This window comes from Pelotomaculum schinkii, from assembly GCF_004369205.1.
GTDB classification, from domain to species: Bacteria; Bacillota; Desulfotomaculia; order Desulfotomaculales; family Pelotomaculaceae; genus Pelotomaculum_C; species Pelotomaculum_C schinkii.
This window is the reverse complement of the sequence record NZ_QFGA01000001.1, coordinates 1786805-1804829: the sequence shown is the minus strand read 5'-3', so window position 1 is coordinate 1804829 and position 18025 is coordinate 1786805. Positions and strand designations below refer to the sequence as shown.

At 53.4% G+C, this 18025-nt stretch carries 18 protein-coding genes and 1 other annotated feature; of the genes, 15 read left to right on the top strand and 3 right to left on the bottom strand.

The window, feature by feature from the left end:
- Nucleotides 1–151: 151 nt before the first annotated feature.
- The 4 genes from ytaF to Psch_RS08340 all read left to right on the top strand — a co-directional run bounded on the left by ytaF (nt 152) and on the right by Psch_RS08340 (nt 4595).
- Entirely contained in the window at nt 152–838 is a 687-nt protein-coding gene (ytaF, locus tag Psch_RS08355) for a sporulation membrane protein YtaF (protein WP_190239857.1), read from the top strand.
- Nucleotides 839–1037: 199 nt separating this feature from the next.
- Nucleotides 1038–2186: a S1C family serine protease gene (locus Psch_RS08350; protein ID WP_190239856.1), complete on the top strand. Its 1149-nt coding sequence runs from the start codon at nt 1038–1040 to the stop codon at nt 2184–2186.
- Between the two features lie 305 nt (nt 2187–2491).
- Complete coding sequence (locus Psch_RS08345) at nt 2492–3169, top strand: response regulator transcription factor (protein ID WP_190239855.1); 678 nt, start codon at nt 2492–2494, stop codon at nt 3167–3169.
- 22 nt (nt 3170–3191) lie between these two features.
- Nucleotides 3192–4595 (top strand): sensor histidine kinase, encoded by a 1404-nt coding sequence (locus Psch_RS08340; protein WP_190239854.1) that lies wholly within the window; start codon nt 3192–3194, stop codon nt 4593–4595.
- Nucleotides 4596–4991: 396 nt separating this feature from the next.
- On the opposite strand, the gene Psch_RS08335 is transcribed toward Psch_RS08340, so the two are convergent.
- Nucleotides 4992–6389, bottom strand: coding sequence for an ArsB/NhaD family transporter (locus Psch_RS08335; protein WP_190239853.1), 1398 nt, complete (start codon nt 6387–6389; stop codon nt 4992–4994).
- A 190-nt stretch (nt 6390–6579) separates the two neighbouring features.
- Nucleotides 6580–6638: a sequence feature (sodium ion sensor (DUF1646 type); this cis-regulatory element may regulate processes involved in with the transportation of sodium ions), on the bottom strand.
- Between the two features lie 145 nt (nt 6639–6783).
- Between Psch_RS08335 and Psch_RS08330 the strand changes: the two genes are divergently transcribed.
- The 3 genes from Psch_RS08330 (at nt 6784) to Psch_RS08320 (ending at nt 8123) form a co-directional block, all read left to right on the top strand.
- Nucleotides 6784–7221: a universal stress protein gene (locus Psch_RS08330; RefSeq protein ID WP_190239852.1), complete on the top strand. Its 438-nt coding sequence runs from the start codon at nt 6784–6786 to the stop codon at nt 7219–7221.
- Nucleotides 7222–7312: 91 nt separating this feature from the next.
- Nucleotides 7313–7801 (top strand): DUF1538 domain-containing protein, encoded by a 489-nt coding sequence (locus tag Psch_RS08325; RefSeq protein WP_243123987.1) that lies wholly within the window; start codon nt 7313–7315, stop codon nt 7799–7801.
- The gene (locus tag Psch_RS08320) at nt 7779–8123 is read left to right on the top strand and encodes a P-II family nitrogen regulator (protein WP_190239850.1); all 345 of its coding nucleotides are present in this window, start codon (nt 7779–7781) and stop codon (nt 8121–8123) included. Before Psch_RS08325 ends, Psch_RS08320 begins: the two co-directional genes overlap by 23 nt.
- Nucleotides 8124–8221: 98 nt before the next feature.
- On the opposite strand, the gene Psch_RS08315 is transcribed toward Psch_RS08320, so the two are convergent.
- Complete coding sequence (locus tag Psch_RS08315) at nt 8222–8749, bottom strand: hypothetical protein (protein WP_190239849.1); 528 nt, start codon at nt 8747–8749, stop codon at nt 8222–8224.
- A gap of 782 nt (nt 8750–9531) precedes the next feature.
- Between Psch_RS08315 and Psch_RS08310 the strand changes: the two genes are divergently transcribed.
- From Psch_RS08310 to Psch_RS08290, 6 genes are all read left to right on the top strand, one after another.
- On the top strand, nt 9532–10752 hold the full coding sequence (locus Psch_RS08310) for an ABC transporter substrate-binding protein (protein WP_190239848.1): 1221 nt from the start codon (nt 9532–9534) through the stop codon (nt 10750–10752).
- 292 nt (nt 10753–11044) lie between these two features.
- On the top strand, nt 11045–11173 hold the full coding sequence (locus tag Psch_RS21385; protein ID WP_282432439.1) for a hypothetical protein: 129 nt from the start codon (nt 11045–11047) through the stop codon (nt 11171–11173).
- Between the two features lie 78 nt (nt 11174–11251).
- Nucleotides 11252–12130 (top strand): branched-chain amino acid ABC transporter permease, encoded by an 879-nt coding sequence (locus Psch_RS08305; RefSeq protein ID WP_134218734.1) that lies wholly within the window; start codon nt 11252–11254, stop codon nt 12128–12130.
- Nucleotides 12131–12133: 3 nt separating this feature from the next.
- Nucleotides 12134–13090, top strand: a complete 957-nt coding sequence (locus Psch_RS08300) for a branched-chain amino acid ABC transporter permease (protein WP_190239847.1) — start codon at nt 12134–12136, stop codon at nt 13088–13090.
- Nucleotides 13087–13806: an ABC transporter ATP-binding protein gene (locus tag Psch_RS08295; RefSeq protein WP_190239846.1), complete on the top strand. Its 720-nt coding sequence runs from the start codon at nt 13087–13089 to the stop codon at nt 13804–13806. Before Psch_RS08300 ends, Psch_RS08295 begins: the two co-directional genes overlap by 4 nt.
- On the top strand, nt 13799–14503 hold the full coding sequence (locus Psch_RS08290) for an ABC transporter ATP-binding protein (protein ID WP_190239845.1): 705 nt from the start codon (nt 13799–13801) through the stop codon (nt 14501–14503). Before Psch_RS08295 ends, Psch_RS08290 begins: the two co-directional genes overlap by 8 nt.
- Nucleotides 14504–14851: 348 nt before the next feature.
- Here Psch_RS08290 and Psch_RS08285 read toward each other — a convergent pair whose 3' ends face one another.
- Nucleotides 14852–15289: a universal stress protein gene (locus Psch_RS08285; protein ID WP_190239844.1), complete on the bottom strand. Its 438-nt coding sequence runs from the start codon at nt 15287–15289 to the stop codon at nt 14852–14854.
- A 173-nt stretch (nt 15290–15462) separates the two neighbouring features.
- Here Psch_RS08285 and Psch_RS08280 point away from each other — a divergent pair, with 173 nt between their 5' ends.
- Together Psch_RS08280 and Psch_RS08275 are read left to right on the top strand one after the other, a co-directional pair.
- Nucleotides 15463–17127, top strand: coding sequence for a methyl-accepting chemotaxis protein (locus Psch_RS08280; protein WP_190239843.1), 1665 nt, complete (start codon nt 15463–15465; stop codon nt 17125–17127).
- A gap of 150 nt (nt 17128–17277) precedes the next feature.
- Nucleotides 17278–17985, top strand: a complete 708-nt coding sequence (locus Psch_RS08275; protein ID WP_190239842.1) for a LysE family transporter — start codon at nt 17278–17280, stop codon at nt 17983–17985.
- The last annotated feature ends 40 nt before the right edge of the window (nt 17986–18025 follow it).

Genomic DNA, 18025 nt, shown 5'->3' with positions numbered 1-18025 from the left:
GAGGAAGCAGGGGGACGGTTCTTTTGCTTCCTTTTTTTGAAAAAAGGAAGCAAAAGAACCGTCCCCCTGCTTCCGTCAAAGCCAGGCACCATCTTCCGGTTGCAAACATATAATACTCTCTCAGGAATAACTTCCGGGTGAGGTGAATTGTTTGCATATACTGTCGATCGTGCTGCTGGCGCTGTCCACCAGCCTGGACAGTCTTGCGGTCGGAATTGTCTACGGCTTGCGGAAGATCAGGCTGCCGTGGTCGTCAAACTTCCTGATTGCGTTTTTGACCGGCCTGGGCACCTTTGGGGCAATGAAAGCCGGCGCCTGTATCTTCACTCTAATACCCCCGGTATGGGCGTCATATATCAGTTCAGGCGTGATGGCCGGAGCGGGGGTTTGGATTATCCTCCAGTCCAGGGGGAAGCAGGGGGACGGTTCTCTTGCTTCCTCCGGCGAGGGAAGCGAGAGAACCGTCCCCCTGCTTCCCGGAGAAAGTGAATGTGTCCCGCTGGTAACTTTTGAAATCAAGGCCCTTGGTTTGCTGATCCGGATCCTGAAGGAGCCGGTCGCTGTAGACAAAGACTGTTCCGGCGCCATCGACTTCAGGGAGGCCTGTGTCCTGGGCCTTGCGCTGACTTTAAACAACCTGGCCGGAGGCCTGGGAGGCGGTATGATCGGCCTCAACCCTGGGCTTACCGCGCTTTTAGCCCTGGTGACCAGCCTCCTGTTCTTTGTAACCGGCCTTAAGTTAGGCCAAACTTGTCTCTCCAGGTGGATCGGCGAGAGATCCGCCGTTATCGCCGGCCTGGCTCTGATTGCCATAGGCGTCTACGAACTTTTAGCTTAATTGAGGGGAAACAGGGAAGCAGGGGGACGGTTCTTTTGCTTCCTTTTTTCAAAAAAGGAAGCAAAAGAACCGTCCCCCTGCTTCCTTCCCTTATTTTTAAGTTAACTTTAAAACTCTTTTCAGCTTATTTTCAGCCTCCTGAGGCAATATGGACGTAGAAAAAAATTTCTGCTAAAATCTCTTGCAGGGAGGGATATTGATGAAAGAATTTTTTGCTCACCCCAGGGTGAAGGTATTGGGCGCTTTCCTGATAGCCGCCCTGGTGGTAGTGACGGTGTTTTTCGCCGGCAGTTGGTACGGTTTCCCGCAGGTCACCTGGCCGGAAAAAGCGGGCCAGGCGTCGGCTGGAACGCCGGGAACCGATACCATCCCGGATATAGCGGCAAACACCAGCCCGGCGGTAGTCCGGGTTGATACCACTACCGTACAAAGCAGCAGCCGATCCGACCCGTTCTTCAACGATCCGTTCTTTAGACAGTTCTTCGGCGACCAGTTCCGTACTCCGTCCCAGCCACAGGAGAGCCAGGGTATGGGTTCAGGGTTCATCATATCCGCGGACGGCTATATCCTCACCAACGAGCACGTTATCAGCGGGGCTAGCAGCATCGAGGTGACGGTATCCACCCGCGAAAAATCATATCCGGCCAAGCTGGTGGGGTCCGACCACGATCTTGACCTGGCGGTGTTGAAAATTGAGCCTGACGGCAACCTTCCAACCATAGCGCTGGGTGATTCCGACAGTATCAGGGTGGGGGACTGGGCCATCGCTATCGGCAACCCCTACGGTTTGGACCACACGGTCACGGTGGGTGTGATCAGCGCCAAAGGGCGCCCCATCACGGTTGAGGACCGCCAGTACCGGAACCTCCTGCAGACTGACGCGTCGATTAACCCCGGCAATAGCGGCGGTCCCCTGCTTAACCTCAACGGCGAAGTAATTGGTATCAACACGGCCATTAACGCTGAAGCGCAGGGCATCGGCTTTGCCATCCCAAGCAACACCGTCAAGGATGTCTATGACGAATTGGTCAGCAAGGGAGGGGTGACGCACCCCTGGCTGGGTGTCTACCTGCAGTCTGTTACCAAGGACATCGCCCAGTATTATGGGCTGGGCGAACAAACCGGTGCCGTTGTCGCCTCAACGGTCAGCGGCGGTCCGGCCAGCAAGGCGGGTCTGCAGCGTGGTGATGTAATCACTCAGTACAATGGCGTCGATATAACCAACCCCAATAGTCTCACAGACCAGGTCACCGCGACACCGGTGGGAAGCCAGGTTGAAATCCGCTTTATCCGGGACGGGCAAACCCAGAGCGTGGTGGTTACCATTGAAGCCAAAAGCAGCAATTGATAGCTGAAGCAAGCAGCGGGGAAGCAGGGGGACGGTTCTTTTGCTTCCTTTTTCGAAAAAAGGAAGCAAAAGAACCGTCCCCCTGCTTCCTGATACGCGGCGCCGCGATAGCGGCGTGTGAAACTACCCAAAAAATGCAGGTGCAAATTCATTCGCACAAAGACCCTATAGAAATACAGCATATACCTACGGCCCTATGCCCTACTCCCTATGCCCAGTGCCCTGCGCTTTGCCTGCCCAACAGCAGGTTTTTTTTCTCGGCAGGGAGAATCCTAATACCAGACGCTTCATTTGGGGGTGGTATCATGGCTGCGAAGGTGCTGGTTATTGACGACGATAAAAAAATTACCGCGTTCCTGCGTCGCTCCCTGGTTTTTGAAGGCTATGACGTCCAGGTGGCGGGGAGTGGCGAGGAGGGCTTGAGGCTGGCCGCGTCGTGGCAGCCCGACCTGGTCCTTTTAGATGTGCTGATGCCCGGCATGGACGGCTGGGAAGTATGCCGCAGGCTGCGCGGCGCAGGTCCGGGGTTGCCCGTCCTGATGCTGACCGCGCGGGATGAGGTAGCCGACCGGGTAAAAGGGCTGGACCTGGGCGCCGACGATTACCTGGTCAAGCCTTTTGCCCTGGAAGAACTGATGGCCCGCGTCAGGGCCCTGTTGCGGCGCAAAGGGCGCGAGGAAGCATCTGTTCAGGCCCTGGTTTTTGAGAATTTGACTCTTGACCATACCACGCGCGAGGTGAGGCGCGGGCAGCGGGATATTCAGCTTACCGTCAAGGAATTTGAGCTGCTGTCGCTTTTTATGGAGCACCCTCGCCAGGTCCTGACCAGGGACTTGATTATGGAGCGGGTGTGGGGGTTTGACTTCAGCGGTGAATCCAACGTCCTGGAGGTGTATATCGGCATGCTCAGGCAAAAGCTGGAGGAGGGCGGCGAGCCGAGGCTGATCCACACGGTTAGGGGGGTCGGTTACGTCTTTAAGTAGCTGTTTGGACAGGGTGAGGGCCATGTCCCTGCACCTGAAGCTGACCTTTTTATACACCGGGGTCCTGGCGCTGATCCTCCTGGTTTTCGGCAGTCTGGTTTACTTCTTCCTGGAGCGCAACCTGGCTGCTGAAACAGACCGCGCGGTGGTGAGAATTGCCGAGGACCTGCTCCGTAACACAAAAATTGTGGAGACCCTGTCATTGCGCCAGATTGTGCTGCCCAACGTCGACGTTTTTGCCACGCCCAATACCTACATCCAGGTAGTGGACCGGCACGGCCTTGTGGCAGGCCAGTCCGTGAACCTGGGCGGCCAGAGCATGCCTTTGAGCGAAGAGACCCTGCGCCAGGTAGCCAGGGGCGTCGGCTTTTATGAGACGGTGATGTCCGGCAGCCAGAGCCTCCGCATCTATAACCAGCCCTTGATTCTGGACAACCAGGTGATCGGGGTGCTGCAGGTGGGGCGTTCGCTCGGGCCGATCTATTCTGCTTTAACCAGACTGAGGTTCCTGCTGCTTTTCGGGAGCGGGATAACCCTGCTGTGCACCGCCACGCTCAGCTGGTTTATGGCCGGTCAGGCCTTGAAGCCCATCGACCGCATCACTGAGGCGGCGGCGGCCATCCAGCAGGCCCGGGACTTGACCAGGCGGATCAGCTACATCGGCCCGCGTGACGAGGTGGGCCGCCTGGCCGAAACGTTCAACCGTATGCTGGAGCGGCTGCACCGGGCCTACCGGGAACTGGAGGAAGCCGGGGCGGTCCAGCGGCGCTTCGTATCGGACGCCTCCCACGAACTGCGTACCCCGCTGACCACCATCCGGGGCAACGTTGAACTGTTGAAAAAAATGGGGGACACCGATCCCGAGACCCGCGCCGAAGCCCTGGGCGACATAGCGGGCGAGGCGGAGAGGATGTCCAGGCTGGTTGCGGACCTGTTGGCCCTGGCCAGGGCCGACGCCGGTTTTACACCGGCTATGGGCCCGGTGGACCTGGGGGCGCTGCTTGAGGAAATCTCCCGGCAGGCAGGTATCCTGGCAGGGGACGTGGAGTTTGCAGCGGACGGTGCGGCCGCCCTGCAGGGTACCCTGGTAAACGGCAACACCGACTATCTGAAACAGCTGTTCCTGATCCTGTTGGATAATGCTTTCCTGTACACCGGACCCGGTGGCGTCGTTAGGATAGAGGGCAGACAGCAGGACGGCTGGGCCGAGGTGGCAGTGTGCGACAGCGGGAGCGGTATTGCCGAAGAGGACCTGCCGAAGATTTTCGACCGCTTTTACCGCGCGGACAAGTGCAGACAGAGCTCCGGCACAGGTCTCGGCCTGGCCATCGCCAGGTGGATTGTTGCCCAGCACGGAGGAGCTATCAATGTGGAAAGCAGGCTGGGAGAGGGCAGTACCTTTACCGTCCGCCTGCCTCTGGCATAGCCGGTTCATTCGTACATGACCCCGGAGGAATGCTTGTATGCGAAGATTAGTATAGGCTCCCTAAAACTGCTCTGTTCAAATAAGAGCGTTATCCTGCAAATCCGGCGCTGACGCGCCGTGTGCGATTGAAATCGCACCTACACTGCTTAAGCTCATTCTCTACTGATACGATCATAGCGGCGGGCTGCTAGGAATACATTTCCCATGATACGTGGCGCCGTGATAGCGGCTTGTAGAACTGCTTCGCAGTATAAGTGCGTGGAAATTGTACCCGCATAGGTTTAGTTCCATCAGGAACGGGCGGCTTAAAACACACCCGGCAGCTGATACCCGCCGGGTGTGCTTTTTTTGCAAAACTTCCGGTTTGGCCCCTTCGGGAACCGTCCCCATGGCTGTTTAAGACTGTACTTCCTCTTTTGGCGCTTTCCCGAGCAGCATCGTGGTCAGGGGCTTCGATATCACGGCCAGAACAATGCCGATGCCCAGCGTTGCCAATGCCGCCGGCAGGTGTCCGTACAGGTGCCAGAACAGCAGGTAGCCGGTGGAGATCACGATGGACATCAGCATCAAGGGGAAGGCTGTTTTTAGAAAATCTATAAAGCTGATGCGAACGCCTCTCTTTTCCGCCATGCCTACGACCACCACGTTGGCGGAGGCGCCGATGATGGTCCCGTTGCCGCCCAGGCAGGCGCCCAGCGACAGTGACCACCAGAGCAGGTTCAGGTCCGCAATGCCTCCGAGGCGGCCCATATCCTGGATGAGCGGGATCATGGTGGCGACGAAGGGGATATTATCGACAAAGGCCGAGGCAATAGCCGACAGCCAGAGGATCAACATGCCGGTCGGCAGCATGTCGCCCCCGGTCGCCTCCAGCGCCCACCGGGCCACCATTTCGATGACGCCCACTTCTTCCAGCGCGCCGACCACCACAAATAGACCCATAAAAAAGAAGATTACCGGCCATTCCACAACCTGCAGGGCGTGTTCAACGTCCTCGCCGGTAATCAGCAGGAGGAGGCTGGCGCCCGACAGGGCGATTACCGACGATTCAAGGTGGACATACTGGTGCAGGACAAAGCCCAAAATGGTCAGCCCCAGGACCAAAAGGCTCTTTTTAAGGAGCGCGACGTCCTTGATCTGCTCGTTTTTGTCCAACTGCATGATGCTTGTCCGCATCTCTTCACGCGCGGCAAGTTGGCCGCGGTAGAGGAGCCGGAGCCAGAAAATCGTTATCACGTATATTACCACAACGACCGGGGTCAGGGTCAAAGCAAAGTCCATGAAGCCGAGCCCGGTGGCGCTCCCGATCATAATGTTGGGCGGATCCCCGATCAGTGTCGCGGTCCCGCCGACGTTGGACGAGATAATTTCGGCGAACAGGAACGGCAGCGGGTTGATCTTGAGCTGCTTGGCGATGGCGAAGGTGACCGGCACTATTAAGAGCACGGTTGTCACGTTGTCCAACAGCGCCGACAGGACTGCTGTGACCAGGGAGAGAGCGGCAATAATCTTAAGCGGTTCGCCCCCGGACGCTTTGGCCGCTTTGATTGCCAGGTATTCAAAAACACCGGTTTTCCTGGTGACGCCGACAATAATCATCATGCCTACCAACAGGCCGATGGTGTTGAAGTCAATGGCATGCAGCGCTTTCTCCGAGAAGATTATCCCCGTTAATACCACCACTGCCGCCCCCGCCAGGGCTGCCACCGTCCGGTGAATTTTTTCGGAAACGATGATCGCGTAAGTTATTAGAAACACTGCTATGGCTACTATTACCTGGTACTGCCCTGTCATTGTGCTCACCTCTTATAAAAATTTGGCAGATATATTTAAAACCGCCCCGAAAACAACGTTTTCGGGCTGTCTTTAAAAGGTGGGTACGACAAAGGGTTCATTCCCTGCCGGCGCCTTGTCAGCGTCATGGTTTTGGTATATTATTAAAAAAAATAGAAATAAAAAAGGGATGGCAAAGTCGAAAAATTCCGACTCCCCACCCCAGAAGCCTTCCGGTTCCTTGAAAACGAACATGATGTCCGTCCAACACAGTTAAGGGCTATACAATTCACATTTTAAACCTTAACACAGGAACCTGATGATGGTCAAGAAAAATGTCGCAATTTTGGAGGAATAAATACCTGACTAGTGAAGTAAGGCTTTTATGGCTATAACAAGGAGGAGTTGGGAAATTGTGATTAAAAAAATTCTGGTGGCTTATGACAACGGAAACAAGGCTAAAAAGGCCTTGGAAACCGCCATCGAGATTGCCGGCGGGAGTAAAGCGGAGATTCACCTGCTGGTTTCGGTAAAGATGCCCGATTTTATTTCAACTGTCGCAACTCCGGATATGCTTAAGGACCTGGAAGATAAAAGTCGCGAATATTTTACGGAGATACTGAAAGAGCCGGAGGAAAGGGTCAGAAAAGAAGGGCTCCCGGTATTTTCTGTAATCCTTCAGGAGCCACCCGGCGAGGCTATTGTCCGCTATTCTGAAAAGGAAGACATGGACATCATTGTTATGGGTTCGGCCAACCGGGGGAAACTGGAAAGATTGCTGCTGGGCTTGGGCAGCGTTTCCAACTACGTCCTCCAGCACGCCAAGCGCCCGGTGTTGATCACGAAAGGCTAAAGTAACAGAGTAAAGAACAGAGGGGAAGGTTCTCGTTGCCATCCTGGTGACAACGAGAACCTTTTTTTCATATATGCAAGGCGCTAACTGGGTGGTCATTCCTATTGGACTGTTGCTGGGCTTCGTCACTGTTATTGCGGAACCGGCTGTCCGGGTGCTGACCTATGAAGTAGAGCAGGTTTCCGGCGGATATGTCAGCCAGAAAGTGTTGCTGTACACCTTATCGATAGGAGTGGCAGTTTCCATCGGCCTGGCGATGGCCCGGATTGTATATGGTATACCTCTGATGCACATGCTAATTCCGGGATATGCAATTACGCTTTTGATGACCCGGTTTACGTCAGAGACCTTTATTTCAATGGCTTTTGACTCCGGTGGTGTGGCTACAGGCCCCATGACGGTGACTTTCATCCTGGCCATGGCTGTAGGGGTAGCTACCGGAATCGAGGGCCGGGATCCGATGTTGGATGGGTTTGGTTTGGTTGCTCTGGTTGCTCTTGCGCCAATATTGTCAGTATTATTACTGGGATTTTTCCTGGGAAGGAAGAGATCGGAAGATGATGATCGGCAGGGATCATGAATTAATCGTAACCATTGTTAAAAGAGGCTGGGCGGAAAGAATCGTGAAGGCGGCAAAAGCCGCCGGAGCCAGAGGCGGTACGATTTTGCACGGGCGCGGTGTCGGTGTGCACGAGCAGAAGAAAGTGCTGGGTTTACCTATTGAGCCGGAAAAGGATATTATTCTAACGTTAATCCATAAGGATAAAACCAATGATGTTCTAAAAGCAATAGTTGAAGCAGGACAACTGCAAAAACCGGGGACCGGTATCGGTTTTGTAATTGATGTTGACAAAGTAGTCGGCATAGTTTCATTAATCGAGCAGTCTGGAGTGGAAATATAAGCGTTAAAGGCGCTTACCGTAAGGAAGCAGGGGGACGGTTCTTTTGCTTCCTTTTTCGAAAAAGGAAGCAAAAGAACCGTCCCCCTGCTTCCTTCTTTTTAGAAGCCGGACTCTTTGATGAATTCCTCCAGCTTGTTCAGATCTTCATTGGTAATCCGCGTTGGAGAGCCTCCTCCCAGCAACAGCCGTCCTTCTATCTGCGCCAGCTTCTCTTTTTCCTGCTGCAGCTTTTCCATACGGCCGCTGCTTTTATAATAGTTGATTAATTCCAGGCACTGGTTACGGTCAAAGAGCAGTGACGACCTGATACCGGCCGGGGCGCTTTCTTCTTCGTCCCAGCGTGCCCGGTAAGACTCGATTTGACCGCTTTCCTCGGCTACACGCAACGCCACCCGGCATAAGGCCTCTTCCCGGGCGTTTCCGCTATACTCCCGGGCGATTATCTCCAATACAACCGCAACCGGCAGGCTCCCCCGGCTCTTTGACGTCCCCCCGGTTGGCGAGGGGCCACTGCCGCTCTCAAGGCAGGAGTCCCTGCCAGGCAGGTCTTGTTGCCGCTTATTACCCCCGTGTATACCGGAGCCCTCCATCTGCTTACGATGGGCGCTCCTTCGCCTTGCCGTCATTTAACCGCCCCCATTTTCATAATAAAGGCCACGTAAATTAATTTGTGCAAATCAGGATGAACCGCGGTTCCCTTCAGCATTATGGATTAAACAGTCCGGCTAACGCGCGGTGTGCGATGGGGATCGCTCCTGAAGTTGTTGGTGAACTCTTTGCTTTTGCCGGGTCGGCAAAATGGTCGTCTTAGAATAAAATAGCATTTGTACAGACTGTTTGGCAAGTGGATACGGCTTTCGCGCATAGCTTCGCGCCTCAAAAGGAAGCAAAAGAACCGTCCCCCTGCTTCCTTGCGGTGTTGTATTTATTATTCTGAATACACAAAACATTAAAAAAACTGTGTAACTTTATGAGCATATTCTTCCGGCCAAAACCCATATTATTTATAATATAAACAGCTTTGTAAGATATAGCCAAACACTTAACGCCTGTTGTGGAGGTATTAGTGTATCACGTATACAGTATAATGATATTCAAAATACACAGAAAATACGAAAGATTTTAATAATCATATATATATCGAATATTTATTATGTTATAATTAAAAAACCTTTTTCCAATTTCATTAAAAACAAAAGACAAATTCTTACATAATTTCCGGTTGACTGATTCGTTGACGGGCTTTTGGCGGTTGTTGTCGGTTTTCTTAATGCAGGCCTGCTTATACTGCCGGGAATATCCCGGACAGTGTGATTTATATTGTTGGAAAAAACTGGTGGAGGTGAAGTGGAAAAAGTAGACTAAAATGAAAAAATTACATGATTTTATTATGAGGAGGTATTAGCGTTTGAAAAAAGCAAGATGGTTTTTGCTGACTTTAGTTTTAATTATGGGTTTGGCTTTATTGGCCGGCTGTGGCGACGGAGGCGGCGCACAGAGCGCGGATGCCATTAAGGTAGGGATTGTGCTGCCCATAACCGGCAGTGAGGCCATGTTCGGCACCATGGAAAAGAACTCCTTCGAAATGGCTTACGAGGAGCTGAAGGCTGCCGGCAAGACCACGGTAAACGGAAAACAAATTCAGCTCTTGTTTGAAGACGACCAGGGCAAGCAGGATGTAGCCAAATCGGCGACCGAGAAGCTGATCAACCAGGATAAGGTCGTCATGCTCAGCGGTGGTTACAGCAGCGCCTGCACCAACGTTATTGCCGGGTCCGCCCAGGCTATGACCACGCCCTTCCTGGCTGTGACAGGCTCTTCCGATGAAATTACCAAACAAGGCTGGCAGTACGTTTTTAGAGGCACCGCAGCGCTTGCCAGCAAATATACCGGCGCCCTGTGGGAAATGCTCGAACAAGTGGTCAAGCCCAAAAATGTGGCTATTATTTATGAAAACACCGATTTCGGCCTCTCCTCGGCTAAAGGATTCAGGGAAGATTGTCAGAAGAGGGGCATCAACATCGTCTTTGACCAGGCCTACGAGCATGGCGCGATCGACTTCAAGCCGATGCTGGCCAACATGAGAAACACCAATCCGGAAATGGTCTTCGCCGTGTCGTACGTTATGGACGCGGCCATGATCGTCAAGCAGATGAAAGAGCTTGATTTCAACACCAACCTCTTTGTCGGCGGCGGAGCCGGCTACACCATGCCCGAATTCAAAGAGAATGCCGGTGACGCTTCGGAGTATATCTCCTCGACAACCCTGTGGGTGCCCAGCGTAACCTGGCCGGGCGCGGGCGATTATTTTACGAACTACAAGCAGAAGTACGGCAAGGAGCCGGATTATCACGGCGCCCAGGCCTACGCCACCATGTACGTGATCGCGGACGCCCTGAGCCGGGCCCAGGAACTTACCAACACCGGCATCCAAAAAGCCCTCAAGGAAACAGATATCGAGACCATCATGGGTCCGATCAAGTTTGAAGACTGGGAAGGCTATACCAACCAGAACAAGCCTATTACCTACGTCGTGCAATGGAAGAAAGGAAACCTGGAGGTCATCTGGCCGGAAAACGTGAAGTCCTCCGACTACACTTACCCCGTACCCAAGTGGCGGGAGCGCTAGCCCGCGCTTGCGTAAAGAGGAAGGAAAACATCTTCTTTAAGCTGCCGGATAAACAGGTTGAGGTAAGGTTGCATGATCAGGCGCAACCTTACCAAAACCTCGTTTTACATCCTCCCGATGTGGGCGCCAATTCATTCCCACAGGCCCCGGAGGAATGCAGTATGAATCCTAAACATTTTCATTGATTGTTTGGATATGGTTGGTTTATTCGGGCGGCTTAAACTCCTTTCGCTTTGCTCCCGGATCCGGTGTATATGAATATTGACAAAAACAAGTAAAAGGAAAGGGTTTCTTGGTCGTCACATCAGGTATTGCTCCGCAAGGACACGCGGTTAAAGCCGCGCTTTTCAGGTGTGAAAACCTGGCGGCGGGCAGCGGCGCCCCCTTCCGGGCAGAACACGCGGCTTGTAGCCTGGGGTGACACTGACTCCTGTTTAGTCGGCAGGAGAAGCATCTAAATAAAGCCAGTTTGTTTAGGTCCTTGAAACCAGGTAAGCTTATGGAACTATTTGGTCAGACAGTCATATGCGGTATCCTGCTGGGCGGGATGTACGCTCTGATTGCCATCGGCATGACCCTGATCATGGGGGTTATGAAAATTATCAACCTGGCCCACGGCGCTTTGGTGATGGTGGGCATGTACGTTACTTATGTCTGCTTTACCAATTATGGCATTGATCCCTATATCGGCATGTTCATTGCAATGCCTGTCCTGTTTTTGATTGGATGCCTAATTCAAAAATATATGATCAACCGCCTGGTGGAGGTTGAATCTATCCTTCCCGAGAACCAGGTCCTGCTGACGGTCGGCATCATGCTGGTGTTGACAGAGGTCATGCGGCTTATGTTTAAATCGGATTACCGTTCCGTTACCACCGGTTATTCCACTGATACGGTCTATTTAGGCGGCATGTCTATCAGCGTGGCGATGGTTATCGGTTTCTTTATAGCTATGGGCTTCACCTTGCTCTTGCACCTTTTCCTGACCAAAACCGATATCGGCAAGTCCATCAGGGCCACTGCCCAGGATCGCGACGCTGCTGTCTATATGGGGGTAAATTCTTCGAGGATAACCATGTTGACCTTTGGCATCGGCGCGGCCCTTGCCGCGGCCGGCGGGTCGCTTTTACTGCCGCTTTTTTACCTGTGGCCTGACATCGGCCACCTGTTCACCGCCAAGTCCTTTATTATTACGATCCTGGGCGGCATGGGCAGCACGATGGGGGCGGCCATCGGCGGGCTAATCCTGGGGATTGCCGAATCGCTGGGAGCCACCTACATTTCTATGGGCTACAAGGACCTCGTGGGACTGGTCATATTCCTGCTGGTGCTCCTGTTCCTGCCGGGCGGCTTCCGCAGTTTGGCAAGGAGGTTATGATCAATGAAAAACGTTAACCTATTGCTGAAATTGCTGTTGTTGGTTATAGTTGTTATCCTTCCGCTGGTAATCAAAGCCCCTTACCAACTGCACATAATCATCCTGATTTTTATCTGGGCGATTATCGGGACCTCCTGGAACCTTTTGGGCGGTTATGCCGGCCAGGTTTCCTTCGGCCACGCCGCCTTCTTCGGGGTGGGGGCCTACGCGGCAGGGCTGCTGCAGTTCCATATGGGCGTTTCCCCCTGGTGGGGCATGCTGCTCGGTCCTATTGCCGCAGTGGTTGTTTCCCTGCCCATTGGTGTGATTGCTTTCCGCTTGAGAGGCCCTTATTTTGCGCTGGCCATGCTGGCGCTGGGTGAGATTTTCAGGTTGTTGTTCATCAACCTGCCCTTTACCAACGGCGCCAAGGGCATACTGATCATGCCCGCTATAACCACGAAGATGTTTTACTACTACGTGGGACTGGCCTCCCTGCTGCTGACCGTCGGGGTTACTTACTACATTGTACACTCGAAAATAGGATATTACCTGGTTTCGATCAGGGAAGACCAGGACGCCGCCACCTCTCTGGGCATACCCACCACCCTGTACAAGAACTATGCTTTACTGCCCAGCGCCTTTTTCACCGGGTTGGCGGGAGCCCTTTACATGAACTACGTTGCTTTTATCGACCCCAATATTGTGTTCAACCTTACCAACGTCTCGGTAATGGTGATTATGGTGGTGATGCTCGGGGGCGTCGCCACGACCTGGGGCCCCACCGTCGGGGCGGCTATTTATATTGTCCTGGGCGAAGTGTTCCGGACCACGCTGGGTTCGGCCAACGTCCTGGTGTTTGGTGTCCTGGTCTGCCTGATTATCCTGTTCCTGCCCAACGGGATCGTCGGTGAAATAGATATGCTGCGCGGAGTTTTGGCGCGGAAAAAAGAGGGCGCCGCGGGGGGTGTTAAGGTTTGAGTTTATTAGAGGCGAAGGACATTACCAAGAAATTCGGCGGCCTGGCGGCCGTGTCCAATTTGAGTTTTACTGTTGAGAAAGGGGAGATCCTGGGGGTCATCGGGCCTAACGGCTCCGGCAAGACGACGGTTTTTAACTGCATCAGCCGCTTTTTCCCGCTTACTGCAGGCGAGTTGTATTTTAAAGACAAAAGGATCGACCAGCTGCCGGCCCACAAAATTTGCGAGCTGGGTATCGGCAGGACCTTTCAGGTAGTTAAGCCCTTAAGGCGCATGAGCGTTGAGGAAAATGTGATGGCCGGAGCCTTCCTGCGCACGTCGAGCATGGCCCGCGCCAGGCAGAAGGCCGGTGAGATCATCGAATTCTGCAGCCTTGACAAGTACAGGCACCGCGAGGCCAAGAGCCTGCCCATACCGCTGCGCAAAAGGCTGGAAATTGCCAGGGCGCTGGCTACCGAGCCGGAACTGCTGCTTTTGGACGAGACCTGCGCGGGTTTAAATCCCAAGGAGTCCGAGGCGGCCATCGAACTGATCCAAAAGATCCGCGACGCCGGCATGACCATTATCATCGTCGAGCACATCATGAAGGTGATGATGGGTATTTCGGATCGCATTCTGGCCATAAATTTTGGGAAAATGATAGCTTTTGGCAGCCCGCAGGAAGTATCGAACCATCCTGAGGTGGTCAAAGCTTATTTGGGTGACGCCTATGCTTAAAGTAAAAGGAATTGACGTGAGCTACAAAGACGTACAGGTGCTCTGGGATGTATCCTTTGAGGTCCATCCGGGTGAACTGGTGGTCCTTTTGGGCGCCAACGGCGCCGGCAAGACCACCACCTTAAACGCTATTTCCGGCCTGCTGCCGCTTGGCAAGGGAACGGTCGAGTTTGACGGCAAAGATATATCCAAACTGCCGGGCTACAAAATCGCCGAGCTGGGTATCGTGCATGTGCCGGAAGGCAGGCGCCTCTTCCCGGAAATGTCGGTCCGTGAAAACCTGGAAATGGGCTCCCTCCTGGGTGAAGCTAAAACCAAACGTAAAGAGACCATGAAAAAAGTGTTTGAACAGTTTCCCATCCTGGAGGAAAGGCAGAACCAGGAAGCCGGGACCTTAAGCGGGGGGCAGCAGCAGATGCTGGCTCTAGGCCGGGGGCTGATGGCCCTGCCGAAGCTGTTGATCATGGATGAGCCTTCGTTGGGCCTGTCGCCCGTACTGGTCAAACAGATTTTTGAGATCGTCAAGGACATCAACAACCAGGGCGTTACCGTACTCCTTGTTGAGCAGAATGTCAACCAGACCCTGAACCTCTGCCACCGTGCCTACGTGCTCGAAAACGGCAGGATTATCCTGCAGGGCAGCGGCAAGGAATTGCTGAGTAACGCGCATATCAAGGAAGCCTATCTGGGTATATAGGTTGGCACGTGAGACGTGGGTATGCAGGAAGCAGGGGGACGGTTCTCCTGCTTCCTTTTATGACGTGAGATGTGAGACGTGGGCTTACGTGCGTTCCTCGGATACCGGAGTTTTGTCCGCCTCTGGAGTCGTGTGCGAATGAACCGGCCATGATTTTTCAATCACAAACTACCAATGAAAACGCACACTGGGGAGTGACAAATTGGTAGACATATTTCACGTCATTTGACTCACCTGTCTCAAGAATATCGCTCGAAAGGCTTGACTTGGGAAGCAGGGGGACGGTTCTTTTGCTTCCAAATTTGGAAGCAAAAGAACCGTCCCCCTGCTTCCCTCCCACGTCCCACATCACCGCATGATCAGGACGGGGCACCCGGCAAGGCGGCAGACACGGTTGCTGACGCTGCCCATCAGGTACCCTTTAAACTGCCCCAGACCCCTGCTGCCCATAATCAGCAGGTCACAACCGCAGTTGGCAACCATTTTGCAGATTTCATCGGCTGGATGCCCCACGCTTATTTCCTTCGAAATATTAATGTTATAATCAGCAAGTTCGGACATGGCCTGGTTCAATATTTCCCGGCCCTGCTTATAAAACTCTTTCGCCACATCCTGGTGTACGATACCCAACTGGTCGGGGGATATGCTGGCATAGGATGGGAGCGCAGGGACGACATGAAAGAGGATCAAGTCTGCTCCCAATTTTGCAGCCAACTCAGCTCCGTGCAAGGCAGCCTTGGCCGCCTGCTCGGAACCGTCAACCGCTACAAGGATTTTTTTATACACTATACTCCCCTCTTTCCTTTCACTTAGTATATTTTTCTTGATGTATTATTATTTTTCCTCCACATAAATTCCAAAATTTTCTATATTGGATTCAAGCTAACACAGGGAAGGTAAAATGACAAAAAAAGCGAATATTTTGCAATACAACATAAAGCAGGGGGGAGGGGCTACCGGTGCAATTTGTTTTAAGATCTCTAAAAATTAAAAACAGTCTGATTATGATCGCGGTGATGGTCCCCTTAATTGTCGGCTTTTTAGCTTATGATTTATACCGGCAGTCTGTTTCCATGCGCCGGGCGCTGACGGAAAGAGGCATCATCCTGGCTATCACCGGGGCCGAAACGGCTGGTAAGATCCTGTCCGACGGAGCCGTAAGCGGAGGCCTATCCGAAGAGCAGTTATTTGATACCAACTACCAGCCTATCCCCAATACCAATCCCCAGAGATACCATACCTCTTATGACGCTTACACGGACAAAAACCTTACCCGGGTACAGGATTCCTATCTGATGGACGACATTATTATTTATGCTGTGGCCCTGGACGTCAACGGCTATGCGCCCACCCACAACTCCATCTCGAAAATTGGCTACGGTGACAACGCCAACCGCTCCAAGCGTATTTTTGACGATCCGGTAGGCCTGGCCGCGGTCCGTAACGAGGAGACATACCTGTTTCAGGAATACAAACGGGACACCGGTGAAGTGATTTGGGATATTTCCGCCCCGATTTACGTCAATGGAAGCCACTGGGGGGGATTCCGTGTCGGTTTCTCTATCGCGGAAACCAACCGGCAAATCGCTGCGCTCAGAAACCAGACCGTCACCGGGGGCGCCGCCCTTGTCGCAGCCCTGGTTATCCTTATCATATATATATCCAACTTGATTACCAGCCGTGTCAAAAGCCTGGAGCAGGCAGCCGACCAGATCGCCGGCGGCGACCTGACCGGATCCGGCCTGGAGGACCTGGAAAAGTCCCAGGATGAAGTGGGCCGGCTGACCCGATCCCTCCGTAATATGGCTGACAGGCTTCGCCAGCTTGTGGACAAAACCAGCCGGTCCACAGGGCAGGTAAAAAATTACACGGACCGGCTAAAGGACAGCATGCAACAGGCTACCTATACTTCCAGCTCTGCCGCAGCTAAAATGAGCGAGCTTTCTGAAACGATGAAAAAGATGGAAAGCGGCGCCGGGGAGGTCGTCAAGGCTTCGGAAAGGACCATGCAAAGCCTGGCCAGGGCTGAAGAAACTTCCTCCATGTTTTTAAACCAGATGAAGTCGGGCAGCCTGATTATGACCCGCGCGGGCGAATCGCTCAAGGAGCTTGAGTCGCATATAGAAAAGGTAGGAGAAATATTGTTGTACATTTCCCAGATTTCCGAACAGGCCAGTCTGTTGGCAGGGAAAACGGTTACGGAAGCGGCAGGCATTTCTTGTGCGGGATGTAATTTTTTAACCCTGGCCAGTGAAATCGACAGGAGGGCTAAAGATGCGGCGGGGGCTACCAAGGGCCTGGCTAGCCTGTTTGACAATGCCCGCAAGCGTGCCGCCCAGGCCGCGATAGCCCTGGAAAAGGACCGGCAGGTGGTTTCGGAAGGATACAGCGCCGCCAACGAGGTTTCAGAGTCCTTAAAGGTGATTATCGTTGACATCGAAAACCTGGTCAAAATGGCGGGCGAGGTTGGCGTGTACACGCGGCATATTTCCGAGGGTATCGCCGGCCTGGACGTTTCAGCATGGGAACAGGCCAACCTGGTGCAAGGTTTTACAGATGCGGTCAAACAGTTGGAAGACGGTATTGACGAAATGCAAAAAACGCTTGCCCCGCTGAAATTATAAAGAAAGTGTCATACCCCCCTGTCACACCCGAAGGAAAGGAAGCAAAAGAACCGTCCCCCTGCTTCCTTACTTGCAGGTATTTGCTAAGATTAAAAGAATTATTGAAAGTCATGAAGTTTTTTGGGGAGAATATTTAGGTGGTGGAGCCTATTGGATTTGTTTGGGATTGCCACAAGCGCTTTTATACTTGGATTCTCCGGGGCGATGATGCCGGGACCGCTTTTGACTGTTACCATCAGCGAGAGCACGCGGCGGGGTTTTATAGCCGGACCTTTAATTACACTGGGACACGCTATCCTGGAATTGGCTCTGGTCCTGGCCCTGGCCGGCGGCCTGTCAATTTTTCTGACCAGTGGCGGGGTGGCCCAGGCCATAGCTGTACTCGGCGGGGCTTTTCTCGTCTACATGGGCTGGGGTATGGCCAGGGATGCCTATACCGGCAGAGTCTCGTTGCCGATGAAGCAGGGCGCTTCTGCCGGGGACACCCCGGCAGAAGGCGATGCGCCGGGCCCGGCTGCATCCCGGCCGGGAGCTTTACCGGGGAGCGGGGGGCTTCACCCGGTTGCCGCCGGCATCCTGGTCAGCCTGGCTAACCCTTACTGGAGCCTGTGGTGGGCCACCATCGGGCTGGGTTTTATCACCCTGTCCTTAAAAAGCGGCTATGCCGGCCTGGCGTCCTTTTTCACCGGCCATATCCTGGCGGACCTTGCCTGGTACGGTCTGGTGGCAGCGGCGATAGCCGGCGGCAGGAGGTTTATCACCGACCATATTTACAGGGGCGTCCTGGTTGTGTGCGGAGTTTTCCTGATCGGACTCGGCGTCTATTTCCTTTATTACGGTTTGACTGCCAAGCTTTGAGTGATATACATAGATAGTAACGTCGGACTCCTCATGTCTG